We start from the raw sequence: 23,479 nt of genomic DNA, 5'->3' as shown, positions 1-23,479 counted from the left end.
ATAAGGACGGTATTCGTTTCAGCGAGAAATATAAGGATAAGTTATTATGTGAAACATATAAATTCTTATATTTCTAAAAAGGGACGCCCCCGACATCGACATCCGGGAGCGTCCTTTTTGCGAGAATATAAGGTTGTATCTTTCCCGTAACTGGCCCTATCCTATCTCCGCAGACCGCCCAAGCTGGCACCTTGCGCAAACACCCGCTGGATATTCTTCTGTACCTCAGGGTCCGGGATCAACGGCGGAGCCTGATGCGGCTTCACCCGGGCATCAATAATAACATTATCGCAGGCCCAGTGCTTATGCTCCACCCTGCTGTTCACCCCATGGATATCATGCGAAGGATTGCTCCGCGTAAAGGTCGCCCACAGGAAATTATTCAGATGCTCCGACATGAACGTGCTGTCATCGCACAGAATAATCATCGGGCAGGAATCCAGCGGCCCCGCCGCCGCTATATCTGCGCTCAGGCCGGAGATTTCCTGCGCTGCTGAGGCGTAATCCTCGAATGGCTTACCCTGCACAGCAACAATGCCCGGCATAATCATCGACGCCGGTCCCCAGCTCTGCTGCAGCCGCTGAAGAACCTCGGGCACCTCCGTGCACAAGCTTCGTTTCTGTTCCCCTACCGCTGCGAATACCACCTTGCTTCCGCTGTTGATCCCGGTACCGGAATAATCCAGCGTATCTATCGTGGTATTCGTCTGGAAGTGAATGTCGCGGTGCAGATTGATCCGCTCCAGAATATAGGTCAGGAATCCGGCAATATCATGCGTGCTGACCGGCTGGTCCTCTTCTGCGGTGATGAACAGATATTTCGCCAGACTAAGCTGTCCGGTTCCGAGAATCCGGTTGGCAATGGTCAGCAGCTCTGCCGGCTGCTTCAGCTGCTGATAAGGCGTATAACGTTCACTGCCGATAGCGAATAGCAGCGGATGCACTCCCGAGGCATCTACCGCATGGACTTCCTTCACGCCGGGAATCTCCGAACGGATGGCTCCGCCGGTCAGCTCATGGATGAGTTCCCCGAAGGCCGTATCCTCCTGCGGCGGACGGCCGACGACCGTGAAGGGGAAGATCGCGCCTTTTTTGGCGTAGACCTTATGCACTCTCATCACCGGAAACGGATGGGTCAGACTGTAATAGCCCAGATGGTCTCCGAACGGACCTTCCGGCTTCGTCTCCCCGGGATGAATCTCTCCGGTGATCACGAAGTCGGCATCGCTGCTGATGCAGAAGCCATCTGCATAGGTATAGCGGAAATGGCGCCCGGCCAGCAGACCGGCGAATGTCATCTCGCTTAAGCCTTCGGGCAGCGGCATCACCGCCGAGAGCGTATGCGCCGGAGGGCCGCCGATGAAGCAGCTGACCTTGAGCGGCTCGCCCCGTTTGTTAGCCTGGGACTGGTGGATGCCGATGCCGCGGTGAATCTGGTAATGTACGCCTACTTCCTTATTGATCTCGTACTCATTGCCGCTAAGCTGGATGCGGTACATCCCGAGATTGGAGTTCATGATGCCCGGCTTGTCTGGATCTTCGGAATAAACCTGTGGAAGTGTGACGAACGCTCCTCCGTCCCCCTGCCAGTGCTTAATCTGCGGAAGGTCGGAGATCTGAATCTCCTTGAAGCCGGCAGGCACACTGCTGCCTTTCTTCAGCGGCAATGCTTTTCTGGCGGCAAGGGCGGTGCCAATATATCTGAAAGGCTGCTTAAGCGCCTTCATGGGATTGCTGCGCAGTGCGATAACAGCCTGGGATGATGCCCAGGTATCGCGGAAGATGAACTTGCTGCGCTCGATGGTTCCGAACAGATTCGATACCGCGCGGTACTTCGAGCCTCTGACGTTCTCGAACAGCAGCGCGGGTCCGCCCGCTTCATAGACCTTCATATGGATCGCCGCCATCTCCAGATGCGGGTCCACTTCTTCATGGATGCGAATTAAATGCCCGTGCTTCTCCAAGTCAATAATACATTCTTCCATATTGCGATATGACATGCTTCTACCCCGATCCCACAAAAATTATGAACCTCTTTATTATCAATGAGTGCGCCCGCCAGGTCAATTGCCGCCGCCCCCCTCTCCGGTTTCACCAATATTCTTGCCAGGTGCCGTGCCGAGACTTTATTATACTTGTAGACCGGATTGATCCGGATAAACAATACAGCAAAGGAGATCCCGCGGAATGATTATCAAAAAAGTAACCTGGCTGGAACTCTTCTACGATCTGCTGTTTGTCGCTGCAGTATCCAAGGCCAGTCATGTGCTGCTGCATGTTGAAGACGAGACGCTCTCTCTGGAGACACTGGGCAAATTCGTCCTGATCTTCATTCCGATCTGGTGGGCCTGGGTGGGCCAGACGCTTTTCGTCAACCGCTATGGTCAGGATACGGTGACACACCGGATTTTTCTGATTATCCAGTTGTTCTTCGTCTTAATTATGACCGCCAGCCTGTCTGTAGATTTCGACGCCAACTATCTGCCGTTTCTGATCGGGTACCTCGGACTACGGATCATGACCGCTGTCCAGTACCATTACAGCCACGCCAGAGAAACCGGTCATCTGCGGAGCACCGCCCGTTATTTGGGATCACGCTTCTGGATCGGGCTTACTCTCTCAGCCTGCTCCCTGTTCTTCGACTCATGGCTCCGCTACGCGGTGCTGTATGCCGGGATTGTGCTGGACGTGCTTCTCCCGCTAACCGGACGGCGGATTCTTGTGAAGACCCCTGCCAATACCCATCATCTGCTGGAGCGGTTCTCCCTGTTCACGCTAATTCTGCTGGGCGAATCTGTAGTCAGCATTCTTGCCGTCCTGCAATCCAGTACATGGACCGGACAATCGGTCGGCTTCGCTGCACTTACCTTCGTGCTGATTATCGCGGTATGGTGGCAGTACTATGACAATCTGGAGAAAAAAGTCGATATGCACATCCACACTGCCGGGCAGACGATCATCTACGGACATCTGTTCATCTATCTGTCGCTATGTATGCTTGCTGCGTCGATCCAGCTGCTTTTCCTGAATACCCTTCATTATGACCTGATGCTGAATCTGCTGTTCGGCTCGGCGCTGCTCTACTTTGCTTCTACTACCCTTGTCTTCCATGTCTACAGACAGAAGCAGCACCGGCTGGGAATGAAGACTCTGGTGCTGCTTACCGCCATTCTGGCCTGTTTCTATGGGGTGGATCTGATGATCCAGGTACCCAATGTAATCATCATGGGCGAGATGGCGTTGTTCTTCGCGCTGTATGCCAGGATTACGGCCTGACCTTTTAATGATTTGAAACCAAGTGGAAGGATAAGTTATCAGGTATAACCTATATATTCTATATTTCCAAGGAGAAACGGCTGTGTCGTCCTTATTGAAGGATGGCATCCGTTTCAGCGGGACAAGACTTATTGCGCGAAGCATATATAAATTCTTTCTTTAAATAAAGGCTGTACCTGAGGTCTAGTTGGACCCGGGTACAGCCTTTTCGCGACTTATTGTCCCGTAAATTCAATCTCATCGTAGTCATAATAGGCTTGCAGGATCTGCCTCCGGTCATCCATGAACAACTGATCGGCCACGCCGCAGGCAAGCTTCGGAATCGCATTCCTTAGCCCGGAGATGGCCGATGCCGATAACCCGCAGCTGACCAGAGCGGAATAATTGAAAACAAATAATCCATGCAGCAGCTTACGGCCCGTCTCATCCCGGCTCTGAAGCGCAAACCCGGGGCTAAGATACGGATGGGCATCCAGCAGCGCATTTCTTGCCCCGGCAGGTGCCTGGTAGCGGTCGCTCCAGCGGGCAATATGCGCTTCAACCTGCTGGAGCTCCGGCCGCAGCGCAGGATCACTGAGCAGCCCGGTGCTGACAATCAGATAGTCGAAGCTGAACCGGCCTTGGGGCGTGGTCACTACCGCTCCTTCGCCGGAAGCTTCTACCTGAAGCCACGGTGAACCGAGATGCAGCCGGAAGCCGGGCCATGCCGCAGCACGCGTGAAGGTGTCACGGGTTGGAGGCTGATTATAATGGAAGAAATGCGAGATCACCGCATACTTATCCTCGTCCGCGAGGGCATGAAACCGTTCAATCATGCCCGAGACCTCCATCTGGCGGATCGGATTAACACCCGGAAGCTGCTCACGGCGGACGAATACCTGCACCTCAGCCGCCCCTTCACTTAACGCAAAATTAGCATTGTCGAAAGCAGAGGCCCCGCCGCCAAGAATTCCTATACGCTTGCCGCGAAGGGCAGTGAAATCAATCGGCTGCGAGGTATGTGCATACAGATGCTCCGGCAGACTGTCTGCGATCATCGGCGGGACATGCCACTGTCCGCCGCCTTGAATGCCGGTCGCCAGTACAACCTTGCGGGCCAGCAGGGGCCCGGACGGAGCGCCCGCTCCCGAGACCTGAAGACGGTATATCCCATCTTCACCGGGTTCAATCAGCAGCAGCCGCACCTCGTTGATCACCGGAAGCTTCAGGATCTGCCGGTACCAGCGCAGATAATTCATCCACTCCCCGCGCGGGATTTTGTCCACCTCATCCCAGGCAGCTACTCCATTCCGGGCCTCCCACCAGGAACGGAAGGTAAGCGACGGGATGCCCAAGTCGATGGACGTTAGATGCTTGGGCGTACGCAGAGTCACCATCCGGGCGTAGGTCTCCCAAGGCCCCTCCAGCCCGTCACGGTTCTCATCAATAACCAGGAGGTTCGATATCCGCTCGCGCAATAAGCCGAAGGCCGCTCCAAGCCCACTTTGCCCCCCGCCCACAATAATCACATCATAGACATGGCCTTCGGAATGCTCCCAAGGGCGTACCCAATCCGCGCCGCCGTAGGCAAGATAGGACAGATCCGTCTTCACACGTTCGTTCAAGGATTCCAGGCTCATCATTCCTCAGACCTTTCGGATGGCGTCTTAAGGCTGCAGCACACACTCTGTTCCACAGTCCATTACATATATATAGCCATATTATATCTGGGATGTGCCTGCTTTTGAATATTCATGGAAGGTTTATTGTCATTATCGCTAAAATCTGCGGATTAGATTGTACATTCAACCTACATTTCATCTAATCCCAGCCTAAACTGTTGACTTAATGAAGGGTTGATAATGAGTGGATCAATCTAGACAGCTCAATCGTGGAAGGTTGTCTGTCATGAGAGATGTATTCACCCTGATAGGTGAGCCTCATCGGGTGGTATTCAGGTGCACTTCTGCTCCTCATGCGCTCATTTGGCTCGTACCCAGGGAATTCAGGTGCACTTCTGCTCCTTATGCGCTCATATGGCTCGTACCCGGGGAATTCAGGTGTACTTATGCTCCTCATGCGCTCATTTGGCTCGTACCCAGGGAATTCAGGTGCACTTCTGCTCCTCTTTCCCTCATATGGCTCGTGTCCGGGGAATTGAGGTGTACTTATGCTCCTCTTTCCCTCATATGGCCCGTACCCAGGGAATTCAGGTGCACTAATGCTCCTCATGCGCTCATTTGGCCCGTACCCGGGGAATTCAGGTGTACTTATGCTCCTCATGCGCTCATTTGGCTCGTACCCGGGGAATTCAGGTGTACTAGTGCTCCTCATACGCTCATTTGGCCGCTTCCTGTAATATTAGTGGGATTTATCCTTCCGATTTCCCCTCCCGCCCGACTTTCAGCTTCATTAGTGGGATTTATCCCTTTGATTTCCCCTTTCACCCGACTTTCAGCCGCATCAATGGGATTTATCCCTCTGATCTCCCCTCCCGCCCGACTTTCAACTCCATTAGTGGGATTTATCCCTTGATTTCCCCTTTCACCCAACTTTCAGCCGCATCAATGGGATTTATCCCTCTGATTTCCCCTCCCGCCCGACTTTCAGCTTCATTAGTGGGATTTATCCCTCTGATCTCCCCTCCCGCCCGACTTTCAGCTCCATTAGTGGGATTTATCCCTCCGATTTCCCCGTATATCCCTGGAACAGTATCGCTCATATTTACTCTTTAAAGGTCTCCAGCTCCCGATTGACGGTTTCCACCATCCTTGTGAGTGTATCGGTATCATAGAATAAGCTCACCCCGGCTGGTATCGGCCTGGCGGTAAGATGATCAAAGTCCGCGAAAGCTCCTTCGGGCGGCATCAGGTACACCCGTGCCTCTTCATGCAGATCTGCCCAGCGCTCAAGTCTGCCCTGCTTGCTCAGATCGATCACATGAACGAGCTTGCTGCCCAGGTCCAGATAGAGAACATTGCCATTTCTCCGCGGGGGCTGCGGCTCTTCATCGTATAGCAGAACCGGATGCGTGAATTCCTGCGCTGAGAGGTCAATGCTAATCACTTCCAGAGTCTCTTCATCTACTCCTAGCGTCAGGTACGGTACGAATCCGGCCAGGAAGCGCAGCACAACGGAATGCTGAAGCTGATCATCGAACTGCCACCCTAGAGGCATCAGTCCAAAGTCATCACCCGGCGGTTCAAAATACAGCTTCCGCAGCAACGCCTGCAACTTCGCTATCCCCTCAGCCTCATAAGGAGCTAACGCCTGAACGTTAACCGGATACATCACCACTGTCCGCTTCCTGGTATTCTGCCATCCGCTTGTATCCTGATGCCGGTACAAATCGTCGATCAACGGCATCACACAGGTAGTTGTGACCCGGAACAGTTCACCCGAGCTTGGCTTCAGCTTCTGCAGAACCAGCTCACTGTCCCCTCCGGCACCGGTATGCTGCCGGGCTTCGGCGAAATGCGGACTTACTTCTTCCAGCACCCGCTCCGCGGCTTTCCTATTGCGCATAGGGATCGAAGTATACGTATTCTCTGACAGCAAAGCGCTGGCAGCAATGAAATATTGGGCCAGCGCTGACATTATAGCAGGCTGCGGCTGTGGCTCCAGCCTGTGAATTCGCGGCCGGTTCTCCGCCGCGAAGCCGAAGTCAAAGGGTTCTTCCTCCGTAAGGTATTCCAGCTTCGTATAATTCTGAATCCAGTTATACATCGAGTTGCCTCCATTCAGCGGACCTATCATCCGGATAGTCCAATCTCATTCCTTCTATAATTTCACACTTCTGCCAGGTGGACAAGGCAGCCTTTCTGCTTTCTAATCTAATAGGTACTTTCTAATAGGTACTTTCCAATAGATATATGTAATGACGCAGCGCGCCCCGGATGATAGAGAACGCGCTGCCCTGCTAGTTTAGAAGCGTGCCACAAAAAACTCACGGTTAGCAGGCACGAATTTCTGCGTACGCTGGTTGTTATCCGCATCAATAATTCTAAGCGTATAGCTCACACTGGTCAGAGTGCTGATGGTATTGAATTGGGCTACTCCGAATTCATCGAACTGGGCGGTAATTACGGTGCCGGAGCTTCTGGTTAATGTAGCCTTCCAGTCTTGCGTTTCATAAGGTACGTTGTTGTTATTGACCGCAAGCACGATGAAATTATTGAGAACCTGTCTGATTCTCCGTCTCTTGGGTCTTACTACCGCCGATGCTTTTGCTTTTTTAGCCATCAGGAGACGTTTTGCCATCAATGCTCTTTTCTCTGATTCTTTCATTTTGCTTCACCACTTTCTGTTGGGATAGAGTAGTAAATGCAAGAGAAGAACCGGCTGAAACGAGTTTTTGCCTGTTATTTCCATAAATGTAGTACTGTCCTCATTCATAGTTTCGTACCCGCCGGACAGATGGCCGCATACAATGCTTCCATAGAGGTGATCACATAATGATGAGTAAGAAGTCATGGGTCAGGCGTCATGCCGCCAAGCTCAATCGTCCCCTGAAGCATAGAATCCGCAGAGCCTATACGTCTGCTGCCACAACTGCTGCTATACCGGTTATCATCCAGTTCCGTCAACCCCTTACTCCAGCGGAATTGCGGGCACTAAGGAGCCATTTGGGAAAACATCCACTCCCGGTCAAACATCATCTGCGGCTGCACCAGGCCGTCGCCTCACAGGTTTCGCTGAAAGGTCTTGAGCAGATATGCAGCTGGAACGGGGTCCGCAAAGTCTATCTCGACGGAATCAAAAAAGCTTCCCTGAATATTGCCACTCCGTCCATTGGTGCCACAGCCGTTAAACGCTCAAGAGGGCTTACCGGGAAAGGAATCAACATTGCCGTGCTCGATACCGGGGTGTATCCGCATACCGATCTGACCCGGCCTGTGAACCGCATCCTTGCCTTCAAGGATTATATCAATCACCGGAAATGCCCGTATGATGATAACGGACATGGCACACATATCACCGGGGATGCCGCCGGAAACGGCTGGTCCAGCAAAGGCAAATACCGGGGTCCGGCACCTGAAGCCGGAATTATCGGCATCAAGGTACTTGACAAGAACGGAGACGGCTACGACTCCACCATTATCAAGGCCATTGAATGGTGCATCGACCGGCGCAAAAAGCTGAAGCTGCGCATCCTGTCCATGTCCTTCGGCGGACCGGTAAGCCCGTTAGCCGAGGATGATCTGCTTGTCCAGGCGGTGGAGAAGGCGGTCAAGGCCGGACTCACCGTAGTCATTGCCGCGGGCAACAGCGGCCCCGGACGCAGAACCGTGGAGTCCCCCGGAATCAGTCCCTCCGCCATCACAGTCGGAGCCGTGAATGACCGCCGGACGCTGACGCAGAAGGATGACCGTATCAGTGTGTATTCCAGCCGCGGTCCTGCCCCCGGGGGCAAGGTGAAGCCTGATCTGGTCGCACCCGGTGATGCGATAATCTCCCTGCGCGCCCCCGGCTCGCAGCTAGTCCGCGAATCGCCGCACAATAAGGTCGGCAAGCGATACTTCAAGCTGTCCGGCACCAGTATCTCCACGCCCATCGTCTCCGGTGCCGCCGCGCAGCTGCTCCAGCTCCGCCCTTGCCTATCGCCGAGCCAGGTCAAGACCTTGCTGAAGCGCAATGCCTTCCCCCTCCGCCTGAAGCCAAATACCGGCGGCAGCGGGGAGATCGACATGCGGTTTCTGAAGCGCCGCTGCCGCTCGAAATAAACCAGTGGAAGCGGATTTGCCATCCTTTCAAGGACAGCACCGTTTCATCTGGAAATAGAAGGATAAGTTATCATGCGAAGTATATAAACTTATATTTCAAAAAAACTTTAAGCAGAATGGAAGCCCCGCGCCCCCAATCTGCTTAAAGTGGTATCACCGCTATTCAGCTTCTTTACGCCCCTGTCCCCTTATAATTGAGGTGCGGCCCTATCTCCCGCACCCAAGCCAATAGCGCCTCATCTTCCCCATAGGAGCCGATGCACTGGAAGCCGAGCGGCAACTCCCCGATCGTTGCGACAGGCAAGCTAACCGACGGACATCCGGCGAATCCCCAGACGGCAGGCATCCCTGACCAGCCTGTATTGTGATCTTCTACCTTCGGAGCCGTTCCTCCTTGAGCAGGAGACACCCACAGATCAATCCCCTCTTGAGTCATTAGCTCCTTCAGGTCGCGCCGCAGTGTTCCCTGCAAGCGGCGGCATTGCTCCAGCTCCTCTTCCGGGATCTGCTGGCCCCGAAGGATAGCCTCCTGTACCGGAACGCCGTAGTCTGCCCGATGCTCCGCGAACATGTGCTCATGTCCCCGCGCCAGCTCGCCCTCAATGAAGCGCAGCATGGCATTACCGTAGATGAGTTCATCTTCCCATGGCATTTTGACGTAGCGCACTTCATAGCCAAGCCGTTCAAGCCCGGCGATCTGAGCCTCGAATACCGCTTTGACTTCACCGCTCATCAGCTCCATATATACGCCCTTGGGAATGCCCAGCACCGGCCTACGGGGGTCTTCAACCGAATGGGCTGTCCAGTCCGGGACAAGCAGGGCTGCAGCCGCCTCCATATCAGCCAAGTCTTGCGTGAAGAATCCTATCGTGTCAAAAGAGGGGGAGAGCAGCAGCACCCCATCCAGCGGAACCCGGCCATAGCTGGGCTTGAAGCCGACCACACCGCAGAAGGATGCGGGAGCGATCACCGAACGCAAGGTTTGTGTGCCGACCGCCAGAGGACAGAGTCCCGCAGCAACCGCCGCTGCTGAACCGGCACTTGATCCTCCGGGAGTATGCCCGGTATGATGCGGATTACGTGTAGCAATAGGCCCGTTGTAGGCAAATTCCTCGGTAACTGTTTTTCCGGCAATCAGCGCCCCCAAAGCACGCAGCTTAGTTACCAATGATCCCTGTGCACCTGTCAGCAGTTCAGCGGATAACTGCGAACCGGCACGGGTAGGCAGCCCATCCACATGCAGCAGATCCTTAACTGCAACAGGAATGCCGAATAAGGGCGGCTTCATTTCCTCTCCGCTGTACGAACGCAGCAGCTCCTCTTGCTCCAAGTCAAGATGTAATTTGGCATCAATCTCAGGAACAAACGCATGGATGTGCGGTTCAAGCTGCCCTAGGCGCTCCAGGTACAGGTCAAGCACATTCCCTAGTGAATACCCGGGGTTATGGATACGGTTCATCATTTCTGTCAGGGATACCTTGTGAATCAGCATCATATCATCTCCAAGGAAGATTATGTATAACACCAGGCTTATTACGGCTCAGAGTGCAAAAGGTAACAGGATGGCAGCCGCATACACAACGTTCCCCGGGTCGCTCCCTCCACAGCAAGAACCCGCAGATCAGCTCTGCGGGTTCTTGGAATATACGATTTTGCGGATGCTGTCTATAGATAGCCCATATTGCTCGCACAATTGGTCCATATGTGCACCTTCACGGAAGCCTTTACGGATCTCCTGGTTCCGGACTCTGTAATAACCGGCTGCGCCTGAGCTTTCGCCCCATTTGCGGCGTTTGCTAGGACAGGTAGGGATGTACAAGGCTTCACCTTGAATGTATTGCTGAATCTCCTTCAGCAGGTGGTCGGGCAATAACGTTGCTGCATTTACACATTTCATAGCTGGCTCGCTCCTTAAAATATATTGAACTTTTAAGGGCAAAGCCTGTGTAATAACTGTATCCATCTGTTACTTCAGGCGAATGAAATCCGCTCCATGCCAAGCTTTCGCCTTAGTTATTTCACAGGCTTTGCATGGAGCGTGCCGTTTACATAGTGATTCATCTCAAACATCGTTCCTCACCTCCCGGGCAGTGTCAAAGATTAACTCTATTCTAGATTGATTTCCATATTAGTTCAACCCAGATTAGTTTTTTGCTGAAGTCGATTATATAATAGGATGTATATGGCAAAGAAAGGGTGTTGATATCCTATGAAATTCACAGAGTACCGTTACGAACGTCCGGATGTAGAGCAGTTCAAAACCGATTTCACAAATTTGCTCAAAGGTCTGAAGACAGGCAATCTGGAAGAACAAAAGGCTGCCGTAAAAGCGATGAATGAGCTGCGCAGTAGCTTTGATACCATGTCAACCCTTGTCAGCGTCCGCCACTCGATCAACACCGAGGATGCCTTCTATAAGGCTGAACAAGATTACATGGACGAGATCGGTCCGGTAGTACAGGAGTACATAACCGACTATTACAGAGCACTTGTTAACTCCAGGTATAGAGCAGAGTTTGAGCAGGAATGGGGTACACAGCTCTTGCGCTTGGCCGAAATCTCACTGCGCACCTTCAGTCCTGAGGTGATTGGAGACCTGCAGCTGGAGAATAAGCTGTCCTCCGAATACTCCCAGCTGATCGCCTCCGCCAAAATCATGTTTGAGGGTGAAGAACGCACCCTGTCCCAGCTAACGCCATTCGACTCCTCCACAGACCGTGAAGTACGCAAAGGAGCCTTTGCCGCGCGATACGGCTTCATGTCCGAGCATGAACCGGAGCTTGACCGGATTTATGATGAACTCGTTAAGGTCCGTGCCAGCATAGCGGCCAAGCTTGGATACAAGAGCTTCGTGGAGCTGGGCTATGACCGGATGGGACGTACCGATTACAACGCGGCTATGGTGGCGAATTTCCGCAAGCAGGTGCTGGAGCATATCGTTCCCGTTGCCGGCAAGCTGAAGAAGCGCCAGCGTGAGCGCCTAAGCCTTAATGAGCTGAAATTTTATGATGAGGGGATTAACTTCAATTCCGGCAATGCGAAGCCTAAGGGTGATCCGGACTGGATCGTGGCGAACGGGGCGAAGATGTACCAGGAGCTGTCCCCGGAGACCGGTGAATTCTTCACCTTCATGCAGGAGAACGGGCTGATGGATCTGGTCAGTCAACAAGGCAAGGAATTCGGCGGCTACTGTACGTACTTCAGCGATTACCAAGCGCCTTTTATCTTCTCCAACTTTAACGGCACCTCCGGGGATATTGATGTGCTGACCCATGAGGTCGGCCATGCCTTCCAGGCGTATTCCAGCCGGGATTTAGGCGTGCCTGAATATGTATTCCCGACCTCGGAAGCCGCTGAGATTCATTCGATGAGCATGGAGTTCTTCGCCTGGCCGTGGATGGATCTGTTCTTCAAGAAGGATGCGGACAAATACCGCTTCAACCACCTCGCTGACAGTCTGGAGTTTATCCCCTACGGCGTGTCCGTCGATGAATTCCAGCATTTCGTCTATGAGCATCCGGAGGCCACTCCGCAGGAACGCAAACAGGCCTGGCGGGACATTGAGCAGAAATATCTGCCACACCGCGATTATGACGGCAATGTGTACCTGGAGCAGGGCGGATTCTGGCAAAAGCAGGCCCATATCTTCCGTTCTCCGTTCTACTATATTGACTACACGCTGGCCCAGCTCTGCGCCTTCCAGTTCTGGAAACGCTCGAATGAGGATTTCAAATCCGCATGGTCCGATTATCTGCGCCTCTGCCAGGCCGGAGGAAGCCAGTCCTTCACCGGGCTGGTGAAGCTTGCCGGATTAATCTCCCCGTTCGAGGATGGCTGCGTCAGCTCCGTAATCGGAGACATTGAAGGCTGGCTGAACAGCATCGACGATAAGGCGCTGTAAGCGGCCGGCCACCTTTTCACCACAGGTTAATGCTTGTCCCGCGGCAGAACTTCAGGTCATCGCCCAGCCTTCATGGAGCGGAATTCCTGGAGAGCCTGCCGCGGGATATTTATTTCTTCCCCCGCTTCTCCGCTGCCTGCTGCTTATTCTCTGCCACTCTGAATTGGACGATTCTCGTAATGAGTTCATAAGGAAGCGGTTCGCCTATCGGGAATTGCACCGAACCTTTGGCCCCTTTATACCGCGATAATTCTTCCTTAAAGGCTTCAATTCCGCTCGGGTCCGGGTAGAATCCGATGTGATTCTTGAAGGCAGCGAAATGCACCAGATTCTTATGCAGGAACCAGGTAGGCATCTGATAGCTGATCTTCTCCTCTGCCTCTGGTGCGGCCTCCCGGATGACCTTCCGTAAGGTCTGCAGGATCTCCTGAACCTCTGGCGCACAGGATGCAATATATTGATCGACAGATGCATAGGTCACTTTATTCTCTTCCACTTCAGCTTCATCTCCCTTAAGTACATTTGTGGATATTCATTCCTAACTTATATGTAGCACATAGCTTTTCACAATTCAAATAGACCGCATAAGCTGCGGTCCATTCGTGACATTCCCCGGCCTTTAGTAGCTTGGAATCCCTTGCTAATTAACCTTGGTCAGCTTCCACTTCTGGGCATCGGTTCCGTTGTCCGTCCACTGCTGCACGGCAGCACCATCCTCTGGAGAGGAGTTAGCGACATCAAGAGCCAGCCCGCTGGCTTTGGAGATCAGCTTATAATACCCTCCGCCCACATCGACGATACTCCACCGCTGGGCATTGCTGCCATTGTCATTGGCCTGCTGCAATTGGACTCCGCTTGCTGTAGAGGCGTTAGGAACATCCAGTACTTTACCGCTGTGTATCGCAGTAAGCTTATAGAAGCCATCCCCTGTGCTATCTACCCGGAATTGCTGATTCGTGGCTGTGTAGTTGGTCCACTGGTGTACTTTGGCTCCGTCTGCTGTAGAGACATCCTTCACATCCAGCACCTTGCCGCTTGCTTTGGACATTAAAGTATAGACTCCGCCGCTGACGATGCCGCTCGAAGGGGCACCCTCCTGATACACGCGCACATAATCTACCAGCATTTGCGCCGGGAAGCTGGTTGCGCCGTTCGGCGCGCCCGGCCAATTCCCGCCTACCGCAAGGTTCAGCAGCAGGAAGAACGGTTTCTGGAATTCCTCTGTATTGCCGGTTCCGTTCTCAATATAGAATTGATTGAACTGGGTGCCGTCCACAAACCATTTGATATACTTGGAATCCCATTCCACGCTGTACGTATGATACTGGGAGAAATCCAGATTGCCTGTTACCTGCCCGTATTCGGCATGACCACCGGCATCCCAGTGTACTGTACCGTTAACGACAGCGTTATTGTTCACCCGCTCCATGATATCTATCTCTCCGCAGGCCGGCCAGCCGGGCGGAGTGGTGATATTGGAGCCAAGCATCCAGAAGGCAGGCCATAGCCCCTGGCCGGAGGGGAGCTTGATTCTTGCTTCTATTTTGCCGTACGTGAAATTCTTCAGTCCCTGGGTCTTGATCCGGGCCGAGGTATAGTTCATGCCGCTATAGTTTTCCTTCTGCGCTGTAATGACCAGATTGCCGCCGGTAACCTTCAGATTCTGCTCCCGGTTGGTGTAGAATTGCAATTCATTGTTGCCCCAGCCTCCGCTGCCTGTGCCGGTCTCCGCCGTCCAGTTGGCGGTGTTCAGGGAAGAGCCGTCGAACTCGTCGCTCCAGGCCAGATTCCAGGTCGGAGCTGCGCTTGCGCTCCCCACAGGCACCAGTGCGATTAATAACGTGAACAGCAGGCACAGACTTAAGACTTTACCTCTTCTCAACATCGTTGTCCTCCTCTTTGCTATTCAGAATTGCCAGCCTTATTTCAATGCACGTGTCCATTCGTGCAGTTGAAACCTTACCCAACCGGTTTCGATTATGGCCTCTGATAACGCCCTCATGCGCTACATCCCATATATATCGTTTTTGCTTCCGGTAAGAACTTCATTTTTGACAATTTAGCGAACCCGGCATACATGGGCTTGCTGACCTTCGGAAGACACTGTAGAGCATCAGAGTTCAATTGGTGAATAGGAGCTGTAAGACGAGACCGCTTAATATTGTATTGGGTTTTTCTGTGAAAATACTTCTGGCACAACCTGCGATAAACGCACGGCCTACGAGGTGCACCCAGTCCAATTGTGTGCGGTTTTTCGATTACATTTGGCCTACGCGGTGCACCCAGTCCAATTATGTTCGGTTTTTAGCATACATTCTCCCAATGACTTCACTCTTTTAGTCCTTCAGGCCTCATCAAGCCCATCTACATTTTAAAACCTGATGCTGCGCTTCCTTGTCAGCCTGAGCACAGCAAAAAACCGCTCTCCAACGGAGGCGGTTTATGCTTTTGCAAAGATGAAGCCGTTATTGCCGTACTACTCCATTCCGTGCTCTTCACGGATCTTATACATGCCTTGGACGAGCAGCTCCGAAGGATCACGGTTGAGCTGCAAATGCGTCAATAACAGATGGAGCGGAATCGCGCATACGTTATTCCCTTCAGTGACCGCAGGGAAGCCTGCTTCAAAGACCGGTCCATGCTCCTCGTTCCAGGCCAGGCCGGCGTGTACCTGCTCCGGTGCGAACTCCTCCGTTACCGCTGAGATGCACATCGGAACGAGCACATTATCGACAACCGCCTTAGCTTCCTCTTCGCTGGCGAGAGGCTTAGGCATAGTGTTGCCACCCTTGGTCTTCATCATCTCGTGGAAGAAGGAAGCCATCCAGATCTCCGGGCTGTTGCCGGACTGGAATCTGCCAGCCAGCTCACGAAGGAAGAATCCGCAGTAGTAGTCAGCGTTCTCATTATCCTTCACGCGGTACACAAATACCGGGCCGTAGGTGTCGAGGTTCAGAACCTGACCCTCCACATCACTGAAGCTCATTTTTAGAGCTACAATGCCGTTATGAAAAACAGCCTTAAGCAGCTCATTCCAATTCTCTTCAGTCATGACTTTCTCGGCAGCTTCTGCTTCCTCGTTCGTTGTCTCATTCGTAGTCTCGTTGGTTGTTTCATTTGTCATAATTAAATTCACCCCACTTTCTATCATACCATCCTATTGAACAAGGTAACATACCATATCTCTCAACTCAAATGGAAAGCTCTGCCGGGCCGGATGTATGTCCTGATGCGGAAGTGCTATACTAGACAGATGAAGTCACCATCTCAGCTTGCAGAAGGGAATGACCACAATCCATGAATACCGAACAATTGGACAGAATTCACACGGGCCAAGGCTTTATAGCTGCTCTGGACCAGAGTGGTGGAAGTACACCCAAGGCGCTGCTGCAATACGGCATTAAGGAAGACCGCTATTCAGGTGATGAAGAGATGTACGCGATGGTCCACGGAATGAGAACACGCATTATTCAGAGTCCAGCTTTCAACTCGGAGCATATTCTTGGTGCGATCCTGTTTGAGAACACGATGGACCGTTTCATAGACGGCCAATTAACCGCCGATTACTTGTGGGAGCAGAAGGGCATTGTGCCTTTTCTCAAAATAGATCAGGGACTGGCTGAGCCTGAACTTGGGGTTCAGCTCATGAAGCCCATTCCCGGCCTCAGCGACCTGCTGAAGCGGGCGGTCAGCAAGCACATCTTCGGCACCAAGATGCGCTCCGTCATTCATGAGGCTAACCCGGAGGGTATCCGGCAAGCCGTGCAGCAGCAGTTCGAGCTTGCCCGGCAGATCGCCGCGTCCGGGCTCGTTCCGATTATTGAACCGGAAGTAGATATCCTAAGCAAGGATAAAGAGGCGTCCGAGCAGCTCCTGAAGCGTGAACTGGTCACCCAGTTATCCGCTCTGGAGGAAGGTGTCAAGGTCATGCTTAAGCTGTCTCTCCCGAGTGAAGATGATTTCTACAGAGAGCTCGCCGCTGATCCCCATGTGGTCCGGATCGTTGCCCTGTCCGGGGGATATACCCAGGCTGAAGCCAATGAGAAGCTGGCCCGCCAGCATGGACTTATTGCCAGCTTCTCGCGTGCTTTGTCCCAGGGCCTCAGCGACCAGCAGACAGACGAGGAATTTAACAGCACCCTTGCGGCGTCTATCCAGGCCATATATGAGGCTTCGATTACTTAACCCCGCTACCCTTCCAGCTCTTCACTGGTAGACCAAGACCCCGGGCCTAATGGCTCGGGGTCTCTTTGTTGTATAACCACTCTGCATTTTAGACAACAATGTCCGGTTAAGCCCAGGCTACTCAGGAAGATGTTGTATTTCAGGCAGGATTCCGGGATTAACGTGAGCTATCCTGCGGCAACAGCAGTCAGGCTTTTTTCAAACGGGCGACTTCCTCCCGCACCCTTGGCGCTACCTCGGTTCCGAAGAGGCGGATCGCCTGCATGACCTCGGCATGGGGCATGGAGCCATGCGGAACATGGAGCAGAAACCGCGTAATCCCCACATGCTGATACAGGTGGATGATTTTACGGGCAACAGTCTCCGGATCTCCTATGTACAAGGCCCCGTCCATACTGCTCGCTGCGTCATAATCCGCACGGCTATACGGAGGCAGACCTTTCTCCACAGCCCGGACATTGGTCCGCGCATGAGTGGACGGGAAGAACTTCTCCAGCGCCAGCTCATTGCTCTCTGCCACAAAGCCATGAGAGTGGGAAGCAATCGGGAGCTGTGACACATCATGACCGGCCTTGGCCGCTGCTTCCTTATATAGCTGCACATGCCTGGCATAATCGGAAGGATTCACATTGCCGATAATCGCCAGGGCAAAAGGCAGACCCAAGGTGCCGGCACGGACCGCAGATTCCGGACTTCCGGCACTCGCAATCCATACAGGCAGCGGGTTCTGCTGCGGGCGCGGATAGATTCCCAGATGGGTTATCGCCGGACGGTGCTTGCCGCTCCAGGTCACTTGGCCGGATTCACGCAGCTTCAGCAGCAGCTCCAGCTTCTCGTCAAACAGCTCTTCATAGTCCTTCAGATCATAGCCGAATAACGGAAACGATTCGACGAACGAGCCGCGCCCCACCATAATCTCGGCACGGCCGTCAGATAATCCGTCCAGTGTGGCGAAATCCTGGAATACCCGTACCGGATCGGCTGAAGACAGAATCATGACTGCACTGGTCAGCCGGATTCGGGTCGTCAGCGGTGCCGCGGCAGCCATCAGCACCGCAGGCGATGAAGCTGCAAAATCAGGCCGGTGATGCTCACCTACGCCGTATACATCCAGTCCCACCTGATCCGCGAGTACGATCTCCTTCACCACTTCGCGCAGCCGCTCAGCATGGCTCAAGGTCTCCCCCGTATCTACATCAGGCGTTGTCTCGACAAAGGTGCTTATTCCAAGTTCCACTTGTGTTCCTCCTAGAAGTCAGTAATTCTACTGTTTTTCCCATACGATGCCCATAGCCCAGCCCATTTTTTGCAAACGGCAATCAGGTAATAGCCTTCTGTATAACTCGTGATATTGTTGTTCTGATTTATACTTATCGGATGTTACATGTTCGAGCCAAGATCTCGAGGTTTGGTGGTTAAATATGCGGACGGCGTTCCTGAATCCGAATTTGCGGATATGGGGAATGAACTCAATTACCGCCCCCGCAACGTACACGTATGCCGGCGGAGTTTCTCTTTCCGATACATTATCCAGAATTACAAGCTTTCCGCCGTCATTCAGCAGGGTCTGCAGCTGGCGGATCACCTTTGGTATATCGTTCAGATGGTGGAAGGTGGTTCTGCTCACGATGAAGTCGAACTTTCCAACCAACACGAGATTTTCGGCATCCATATTCAAATAGGTAGTATTGGAAGGCTGACGCTTCACTGTGGCGATCTCCAGCATCTCGTCTGAAATATCAATACCGATTACCTCGCCGAAATGAGCGGACAGTTCATTCACTAATATTCCGGAACCGCAGCCGACATCGAGGGCTCGCCCGGTTTGCACGGGAAGGTTGTTCATGAAAAAAGAATAGTCATTGAGTAACGTGTTCACAAAATCGTATTCTTCCGCAACCCTGTTAAACTGATGAATGGTTGTCTGCATACCTGCCCCTCCTTACTTCACCAGTTCCTCCAGGCTGCCGAATAGGCCGGAGGCCGATTTCAGCTTGGCTTCATTGCCAACGACACAGAAGTAATTCTGCTGCGTTACCGCCTGAAGCAGACCGGCATAACTTCTTATATCTTCGGCTGTGGCCGATAGAATCTCATTACGTTCCTGCTGAAGATCTTCAGCGCTAATCTGTTCGAAATAATACCGGTCCGCCTGACGGCCTTGCGCGCCAGGACTCAGCGGCTGGTCAAGCATCGCCAGGGTGCCAATGATTGCACTCTCCATCTCCGCTTCATCCGCAGCGAATTCAGCGGCAAACTGATAAGCCCGGTCATAAATCTCCAGCGTCCCTTCCAGGTTCGGATCACGGTAGGAAGTGAAGATAAGTACCCCGTCCCGGCGAAGGAGCAGATTTCCGCCATACGCCCCGCCCTTGACCCGCACTGCATTCCATAGGTAGGTCAGGCTGAGGATTTTTTTGAGCACCTGCAGCTTGCCGGAATAGGCGTAACCCAGTTTCGTATAGTCATACCCTTTGATGACATACTGCACCTGGCTGGCCGACATGAAGCCTTCATTGACCGCCTGGTTCTGTGCAGACAATAACGGCATGGACGCAACCGGACGGTTCCGCAGGTCCAGCTCCGCCATATGTGCGGTGAATTCCGCATAAGCAGCCGGGGTTCCGGTTACGGACAATATGACATTCTGCTTATTGAACAGAACCCCGCAGATTTCCTTCAGCGTCTCCGCCAGTTGATCGGCCTGCCGGTCAATGTCACTTGCAAGCTCTTTGATGAAGCGGTAATAGGCCACACCGTTCAGCTGCTCCTCATACATCCCTCTGTCCGAGAAATACGACAGCACACGGCTGGCTGCGATTTCGTTGCCCTTCTGGGTCAGCATCGCTTCCATGCCGGAAGCTTCCCGGCGGACAATCTCCTGGAGCTTGGACAGATGATCCAGATTGCTGCCATAGAGCAGCTCGTGCAGCAGCTTCAGAGAACCGCCAATGTTGCCCTGCATGACTTTGATGCGTGCGCTGAACTTGGCCTGATAGCTTCCTTCCCCGGTCTTACTGGCGCCAAACACCTCGTTCTGAAAACGGATGCCCCCGGTCGTAATCCCGATCTCACTGGTCAGCTCCTCAATACTGTAGGTTTCCGTCTCCAGTTGTCCAAGCACTCTGGCCAGAAGCTCCAGATAAGGAATCTGTTCTGCCGTCAGCACACTGGTATCCCAATACAGCTTGATGTAGGCAATGGTTCCCGCAGCCACTTCATGGTGCAGCACCTTGATTCCTTCCAGCACATGCTCCTGTGTGGGCACCCCGGCCGGGGCATTGGGGTTAATGTCCTGAAGGGTCAGCTTCGGAAGCTTCTCCAGCTCCACGGCGGCGTCCGGAGTATTCTGGCGGGCCAGCAGCTTCTGTGTGCTCAGAACAAGCTGATCAAGCTGTGCCGGAGTCAGGGATGCTTTATATTCAGCCAGACGGCTTCGGGCCGCCGCTGCCTGCTCTGCCGCAAGGGTCTGAGAGGGCTTCAGCACAACGACACTACAGTGACCGCTGTTCAGCAGGTAGGTCTCAATCAGCCGCTCGAAATAGCGCCCCGAGCTTTGTTCGCGGATTGCCGTAATTGCTGCCTCATACTCCAGATACGTGGACGGCGAGCCATCATACAGCCAGGCCTTCATGGCTTCCATACCGTAGGTCAGACCCTTGGGATACTGGCTGAAGTCGGCCTCCCGCAGTTCAAATTCCTTGCTGTTCACCGCGGCCAGCACCAGCTTCTCATCCAGACCTTCGGCTGCAAGGCGGGTTAACGTTGATCTCACCAGGTTCACGAATTCCTCTTTGGCAGAGGGATTGGAATGCGTCAATGCAATTCCGAGCATAGGCTGAACCATACTATCCGAATAAAAGGCAACGACATCCTTGCCCAGACCGCTCTCCAGCAAAGCTTGTTTCAGCGGTGCCGCGTTGCTGTCCATCAGCATACTTTTCAGAATAGCAAAAGCCAGATTCAGCTCCCGGTCCAGAGAGGTCCCCATTACGTAATTGAGGCTCACATACGTCTTGTCCGCAGGAGTCTCGGTCTCCAGAATGGGATACTCCGCCGTAAGCTCGGTAATGCCGGTCGGCTGCTGCAGGGCAATGGACGTATCCATCTCCTTGCGGGTATAGCGGCTGAGATATTCCTCATGGATAAATTGCAGTCTCGCTTCAATATCCAAGCTGCCATAGAGATAGAAATAACTGTTCGACGGATGGTAGTAATTCCGGTGCGCCTCCAGAAACTGCTCATAGGTCAAGGCAGGAATATCCTTCGGATCTCCCCCGGAGGAATGATGGTATATCGTGTCGGGGTAGAGCGACTTTTTGATCCGGTCGATCAATACTGTAACCGGCGAGGAATAGGAGCCCTTCATCTCGTTGTAGACCACACCCTTGTAGATCAGCTCATCCCCGGAATGCGGCAGTTCGTAATGCCAGCCCTCCTGCTCAAAAATCTCCGGCTGGCTGTAAATGCTCGGCCGGAAAACGCTGTCCAGATAAACCTCCATCAGGTTAGCAAAATCCTGATCATTCTGGCTGGCGACCGGATACATCGTTTTGTCCCCAAAGGTAAATGCGTTCAGGAAGGTTTTCATCGAGCCTTTCAGCAGCTCTACAAACGGTTCCTTCACAGGGAATTTGTCCGAGCCGCACAGGACCGAATGCTCCAGGATGTGAAACACTCCCGTGCTGTCCGCAGGCGGAGTCCGAAAGCTGACACTGAACACCTTGTTGTCATCCTGGTTCTGCACATATAACAGCCGTGCACCGCTCTGCTGATGCTCCATCGTATATACGGAGGATTCAATTTCGCGGATATATTCTTCACGTATGACTTGAAACCCGGAATAGATCTCACCTGTAATTAAGCTGCTCATAACTTTCCCTCCTTAGTTCAGGGCTGCCCTGATTTCATGAGCTTATCATATCCGGGGTTTCGGGTTCCACTACAGCCTGCTTAGCGGCCCGTCTGCCGGCTGACTGACTCTGCTTCTGCTGCTGCGGAATCCTAGACCCGGCTTAATCTCTCCACTGCCTGCTGCTCATCCGCTACGAAAAATATATCCTTCCCGTTATTGCATTCATAGATGAAATCACGCAGGCTGCGGCTGGTATAGCTGCTGAAATCACCTACCACCGCCGCTTTCACCTGATAGTTGATGAACTTCTGCAGAATCTCGCCGGCCAGCCGTGTTTTGAGGTCGAAGAACTCTTCGCTCAGCAGGGCCTTATGAAACACCATCCGGTCACAATCCGTTTCATATCGAACCGTTGCCATGAGATCCAGCGCACTCTGGACATCACCCACTATAGCCTCGCTGCCGCTCACAACAGCAATAGCTTTTCCCCCGGCTTCTATAGTTGTAATCTTCATTGTTATACCCTCCTGATCTAATGTGGTAAAATGTGCAGATATATAAGACGCACTAAAGTATTGAACTTGAAGCTTCATCGTCACTGCGGTGAACATTTGGACTTCCGGCCGCTGTTGTCCCCAGATTTCTTGATCAATACCGCTATTCGCGGGTGAAATCCGGTGACAAAGGCGGTCGCTACCGCTCCTCCAGTTCCAAATTTCCCCTCCGTTTCTTTTGCTTTTTGTTTATTTCTTTAGAGCCTCTTATATAGCCTACATCGGCGTTAATTGAATTTTACAGCAAAGGATGAGAATCATGAAGCTCCGTATGAATTGGATCACACTACGAGTGCGCGACCTGGAGGCTTCCCTTGAGTTCTATCACAGAATTCTGGGACTTCCGGTGGAACGCAGATTCGAGAGCAGAGGAAGGCAGATTGTCATGCTGGGCACAGAGGGGCAGCCGAAGCTGGAGCTGATACAGGGCAGTGACCCGGCGCTGAAGCCGGAATGCGGGGTCTCCGTAGGGTTCGAGGTCGGATCGCTGGATGAGGCCATGGTCGAACTAAGCAGAGAAGGAATCCCGGTAGCCCGTGGCCCCGTCTCGCCAAATCCCAGCCTGCGTTTCTTGTATATCCTGGACCCGGATGGGTTCGAGGTACAGCTTGCGGAGCATCTGTAGCAATAATGCTCCTCATTTGCTCATCTGGCCCGCGTCCGCTAAATTAAGGTGCACTTATGCTCCTCATTCGCTTATTTGGCCTGCATCCGATAAATTAAGGTGCACTTATGCTCCTCATTCGCTCAGATGGCCCGCGTCCGCTAAATTAAGGTGCACTTATGCTCCTCATTCGCTCATTTGGCCTGCATCCGATAAATTAAGGTGCACTTATGCTCCTCATTCGCTCAGATGGCCCGCGTCCGCTAAATTAAGGTGCACTTTGGACCTTTGTCAAGAAAGTAGACGCTCACGCAACGGATTTTTCAGTACATTGCTTAGCAAAACGGATGGGTGAAAGATACCCTAGCGCGCCGTGCATTCGCTTACGGTTATAGTAAAATT

General features: G+C 52.9%; 18 protein-coding genes. 5 read left to right on the top strand and 13 right to left on the bottom strand.

What is annotated here, in order from left to right:
* Positions 1–161: 161 nt before the first annotated feature.
* A complete protein-coding gene (locus HQN87_RS25360) occupies positions 162–2,000 on the bottom strand; it encodes a UbiD family decarboxylase (RefSeq protein ID WP_173139018.1) in 1,839 nt (612 codons plus the stop codon).
* Between the two features lie 187 nt (positions 2,001–2,187).
* Between HQN87_RS25360 and HQN87_RS25355 the strand changes: the two genes are divergently transcribed.
* A complete protein-coding gene (locus tag HQN87_RS25355; RefSeq protein ID WP_173139016.1) occupies positions 2,188–3,276 on the top strand; it encodes a low temperature requirement protein A in 1,089 nt (362 codons plus the stop codon).
* 215 nt (positions 3,277–3,491) lie between these two features.
* Here HQN87_RS25355 and HQN87_RS25350 read toward each other — a convergent pair whose 3' ends face one another.
* The 3 genes from HQN87_RS25350 to HQN87_RS25340 all read right to left on the bottom strand — a co-directional run bounded on the left by HQN87_RS25350 (position 3,492) and on the right by HQN87_RS25340 (position 7,515).
* Entirely contained in the window at positions 3,492–4,895 is a 1,404-nt protein-coding gene (locus HQN87_RS25350; RefSeq protein WP_173139014.1) for an NAD(P)-binding domain-containing protein, read from the bottom strand.
* A gap of 1,084 nt (positions 4,896–5,979) precedes the next feature.
* Positions 5,980–6,981, bottom strand: a complete 1,002-nt coding sequence (locus tag HQN87_RS25345; protein WP_173139012.1) for a hypothetical protein — start codon at positions 6,979–6,981, stop codon at positions 5,980–5,982.
* A 198-nt stretch (positions 6,982–7,179) separates the two neighbouring features.
* Positions 7,180–7,515 carry a hypothetical protein gene (locus HQN87_RS25340; RefSeq protein WP_173139010.1) on the bottom strand — a complete coding sequence of 112 codons (336 nt, stop codon included), beginning with the start codon at positions 7,513–7,515 and terminating at the stop codon, positions 7,180–7,182.
* 194 nt (positions 7,516–7,709) lie between these two features.
* Between HQN87_RS25340 and HQN87_RS25335 the strand changes: the two genes are divergently transcribed.
* Positions 7,710–8,978, top strand: coding sequence for a S8 family peptidase (locus HQN87_RS25335; RefSeq protein WP_173139008.1), 1,269 nt, complete (start codon positions 7,710–7,712; stop codon positions 8,976–8,978).
* Between the two features lie 172 nt (positions 8,979–9,150).
* Here the strand turns inward: HQN87_RS25335 and HQN87_RS25330 are convergent, their stop codons facing one another.
* Complete coding sequence (locus tag HQN87_RS25330; RefSeq protein ID WP_173139006.1) at positions 9,151–10,470, bottom strand: amidase; 1,320 nt, start codon at positions 10,468–10,470, stop codon at positions 9,151–9,153.
* A 129-nt stretch (positions 10,471–10,599) separates the two neighbouring features.
* Positions 10,600–10,875 carry a CD3324 family protein gene (locus tag HQN87_RS25325; RefSeq protein ID WP_173139004.1) on the bottom strand — a complete coding sequence of 92 codons (276 nt, stop codon included), beginning with the start codon at positions 10,873–10,875 and terminating at the stop codon, positions 10,600–10,602.
* 312 nt (positions 10,876–11,187) lie between these two features.
* On the opposite strand from HQN87_RS25325, the gene HQN87_RS25320 reads away from it, so the two are divergent.
* The gene (locus HQN87_RS25320) at positions 11,188–12,879 is read left to right on the top strand and encodes a M3 family oligoendopeptidase (RefSeq protein WP_173139002.1); all 1,692 of its coding nucleotides are present in this window, start codon (positions 11,188–11,190) and stop codon (positions 12,877–12,879) included.
* A gap of 109 nt (positions 12,880–12,988) precedes the next feature.
* Here the strand turns inward: HQN87_RS25320 and HQN87_RS25315 are convergent, their stop codons facing one another.
* From HQN87_RS25315 to HQN87_RS25305, 3 genes are all read right to left on the bottom strand, one after another.
* Entirely contained in the window at positions 12,989–13,375 is a 387-nt protein-coding gene (locus tag HQN87_RS25315; RefSeq protein ID WP_173139000.1) for an iron chaperone, read from the bottom strand.
* A 144-nt stretch (positions 13,376–13,519) separates the two neighbouring features.
* A complete protein-coding gene (locus tag HQN87_RS25310) occupies positions 13,520–14,764 on the bottom strand; it encodes an RICIN domain-containing protein (RefSeq protein ID WP_173138998.1) in 1,245 nt (414 codons plus the stop codon).
* Between the two features lie 591 nt (positions 14,765–15,355).
* Positions 15,356–16,003 (bottom strand): hypothetical protein, encoded by a 648-nt coding sequence (locus tag HQN87_RS25305; protein ID WP_173138996.1) that lies wholly within the window; start codon positions 16,001–16,003, stop codon positions 15,356–15,358.
* Positions 16,004–16,176: 173 nt separating this feature from the next.
* Here HQN87_RS25305 and HQN87_RS25300 point away from each other — a divergent pair, with 173 nt between their 5' ends.
* On the top strand, positions 16,177–17,064 hold the full coding sequence (locus HQN87_RS25300; protein WP_173138994.1) for a fructose bisphosphate aldolase: 888 nt from the start codon (positions 16,177–16,179) through the stop codon (positions 17,062–17,064).
* A 187-nt stretch (positions 17,065–17,251) separates the two neighbouring features.
* Here HQN87_RS25300 and HQN87_RS25295 read toward each other — a convergent pair whose 3' ends face one another.
* The 4 genes from HQN87_RS25295 to HQN87_RS25280 form a co-directional block, all read right to left on the bottom strand.
* Positions 17,252–18,301 carry an LLM class flavin-dependent oxidoreductase gene (locus tag HQN87_RS25295; protein WP_173138991.1) on the bottom strand — a complete coding sequence of 350 codons (1,050 nt, stop codon included), beginning with the start codon at positions 18,299–18,301 and terminating at the stop codon, positions 17,252–17,254.
* A 27-nt stretch (positions 18,302–18,328) separates the two neighbouring features.
* Positions 18,329–18,994, bottom strand: a complete 666-nt coding sequence (locus HQN87_RS25290; RefSeq protein ID WP_173138989.1) for a class I SAM-dependent methyltransferase — start codon at positions 18,992–18,994, stop codon at positions 18,329–18,331.
* Positions 18,995–19,006: 12 nt separating this feature from the next.
* Positions 19,007–21,937: an insulinase family protein gene (locus HQN87_RS25285; RefSeq protein WP_173138987.1), complete on the bottom strand. Its 2,931-nt coding sequence runs from the start codon at positions 21,935–21,937 to the stop codon at positions 19,007–19,009.
* 131 nt (positions 21,938–22,068) lie between these two features.
* Positions 22,069–22,434, bottom strand: coding sequence for a DUF4180 domain-containing protein (locus HQN87_RS25280; protein ID WP_173138985.1), 366 nt, complete (start codon positions 22,432–22,434; stop codon positions 22,069–22,071).
* A gap of 298 nt (positions 22,435–22,732) precedes the next feature.
* Between HQN87_RS25280 and HQN87_RS25275 the strand changes: the two genes are divergently transcribed.
* The gene (locus HQN87_RS25275; protein WP_173138983.1) at positions 22,733–23,098 is read left to right on the top strand and encodes a VOC family protein; all 366 of its coding nucleotides are present in this window, start codon (positions 22,733–22,735) and stop codon (positions 23,096–23,098) included.
* The last annotated feature ends 381 nt before the right edge of the window (positions 23,099–23,479 follow it).

The organism is Paenibacillus tritici (genome assembly GCF_013204885.1).
Taxonomy (GTDB): domain Bacteria; phylum Bacillota; class Bacilli; order Paenibacillales; family Paenibacillaceae; genus Paenibacillus_AQ; species Paenibacillus_AQ tritici.
The sequence above is the reverse complement of the archived record's forward strand: the minus strand, read 5'-3'. Positions and strand labels throughout refer to the sequence as shown.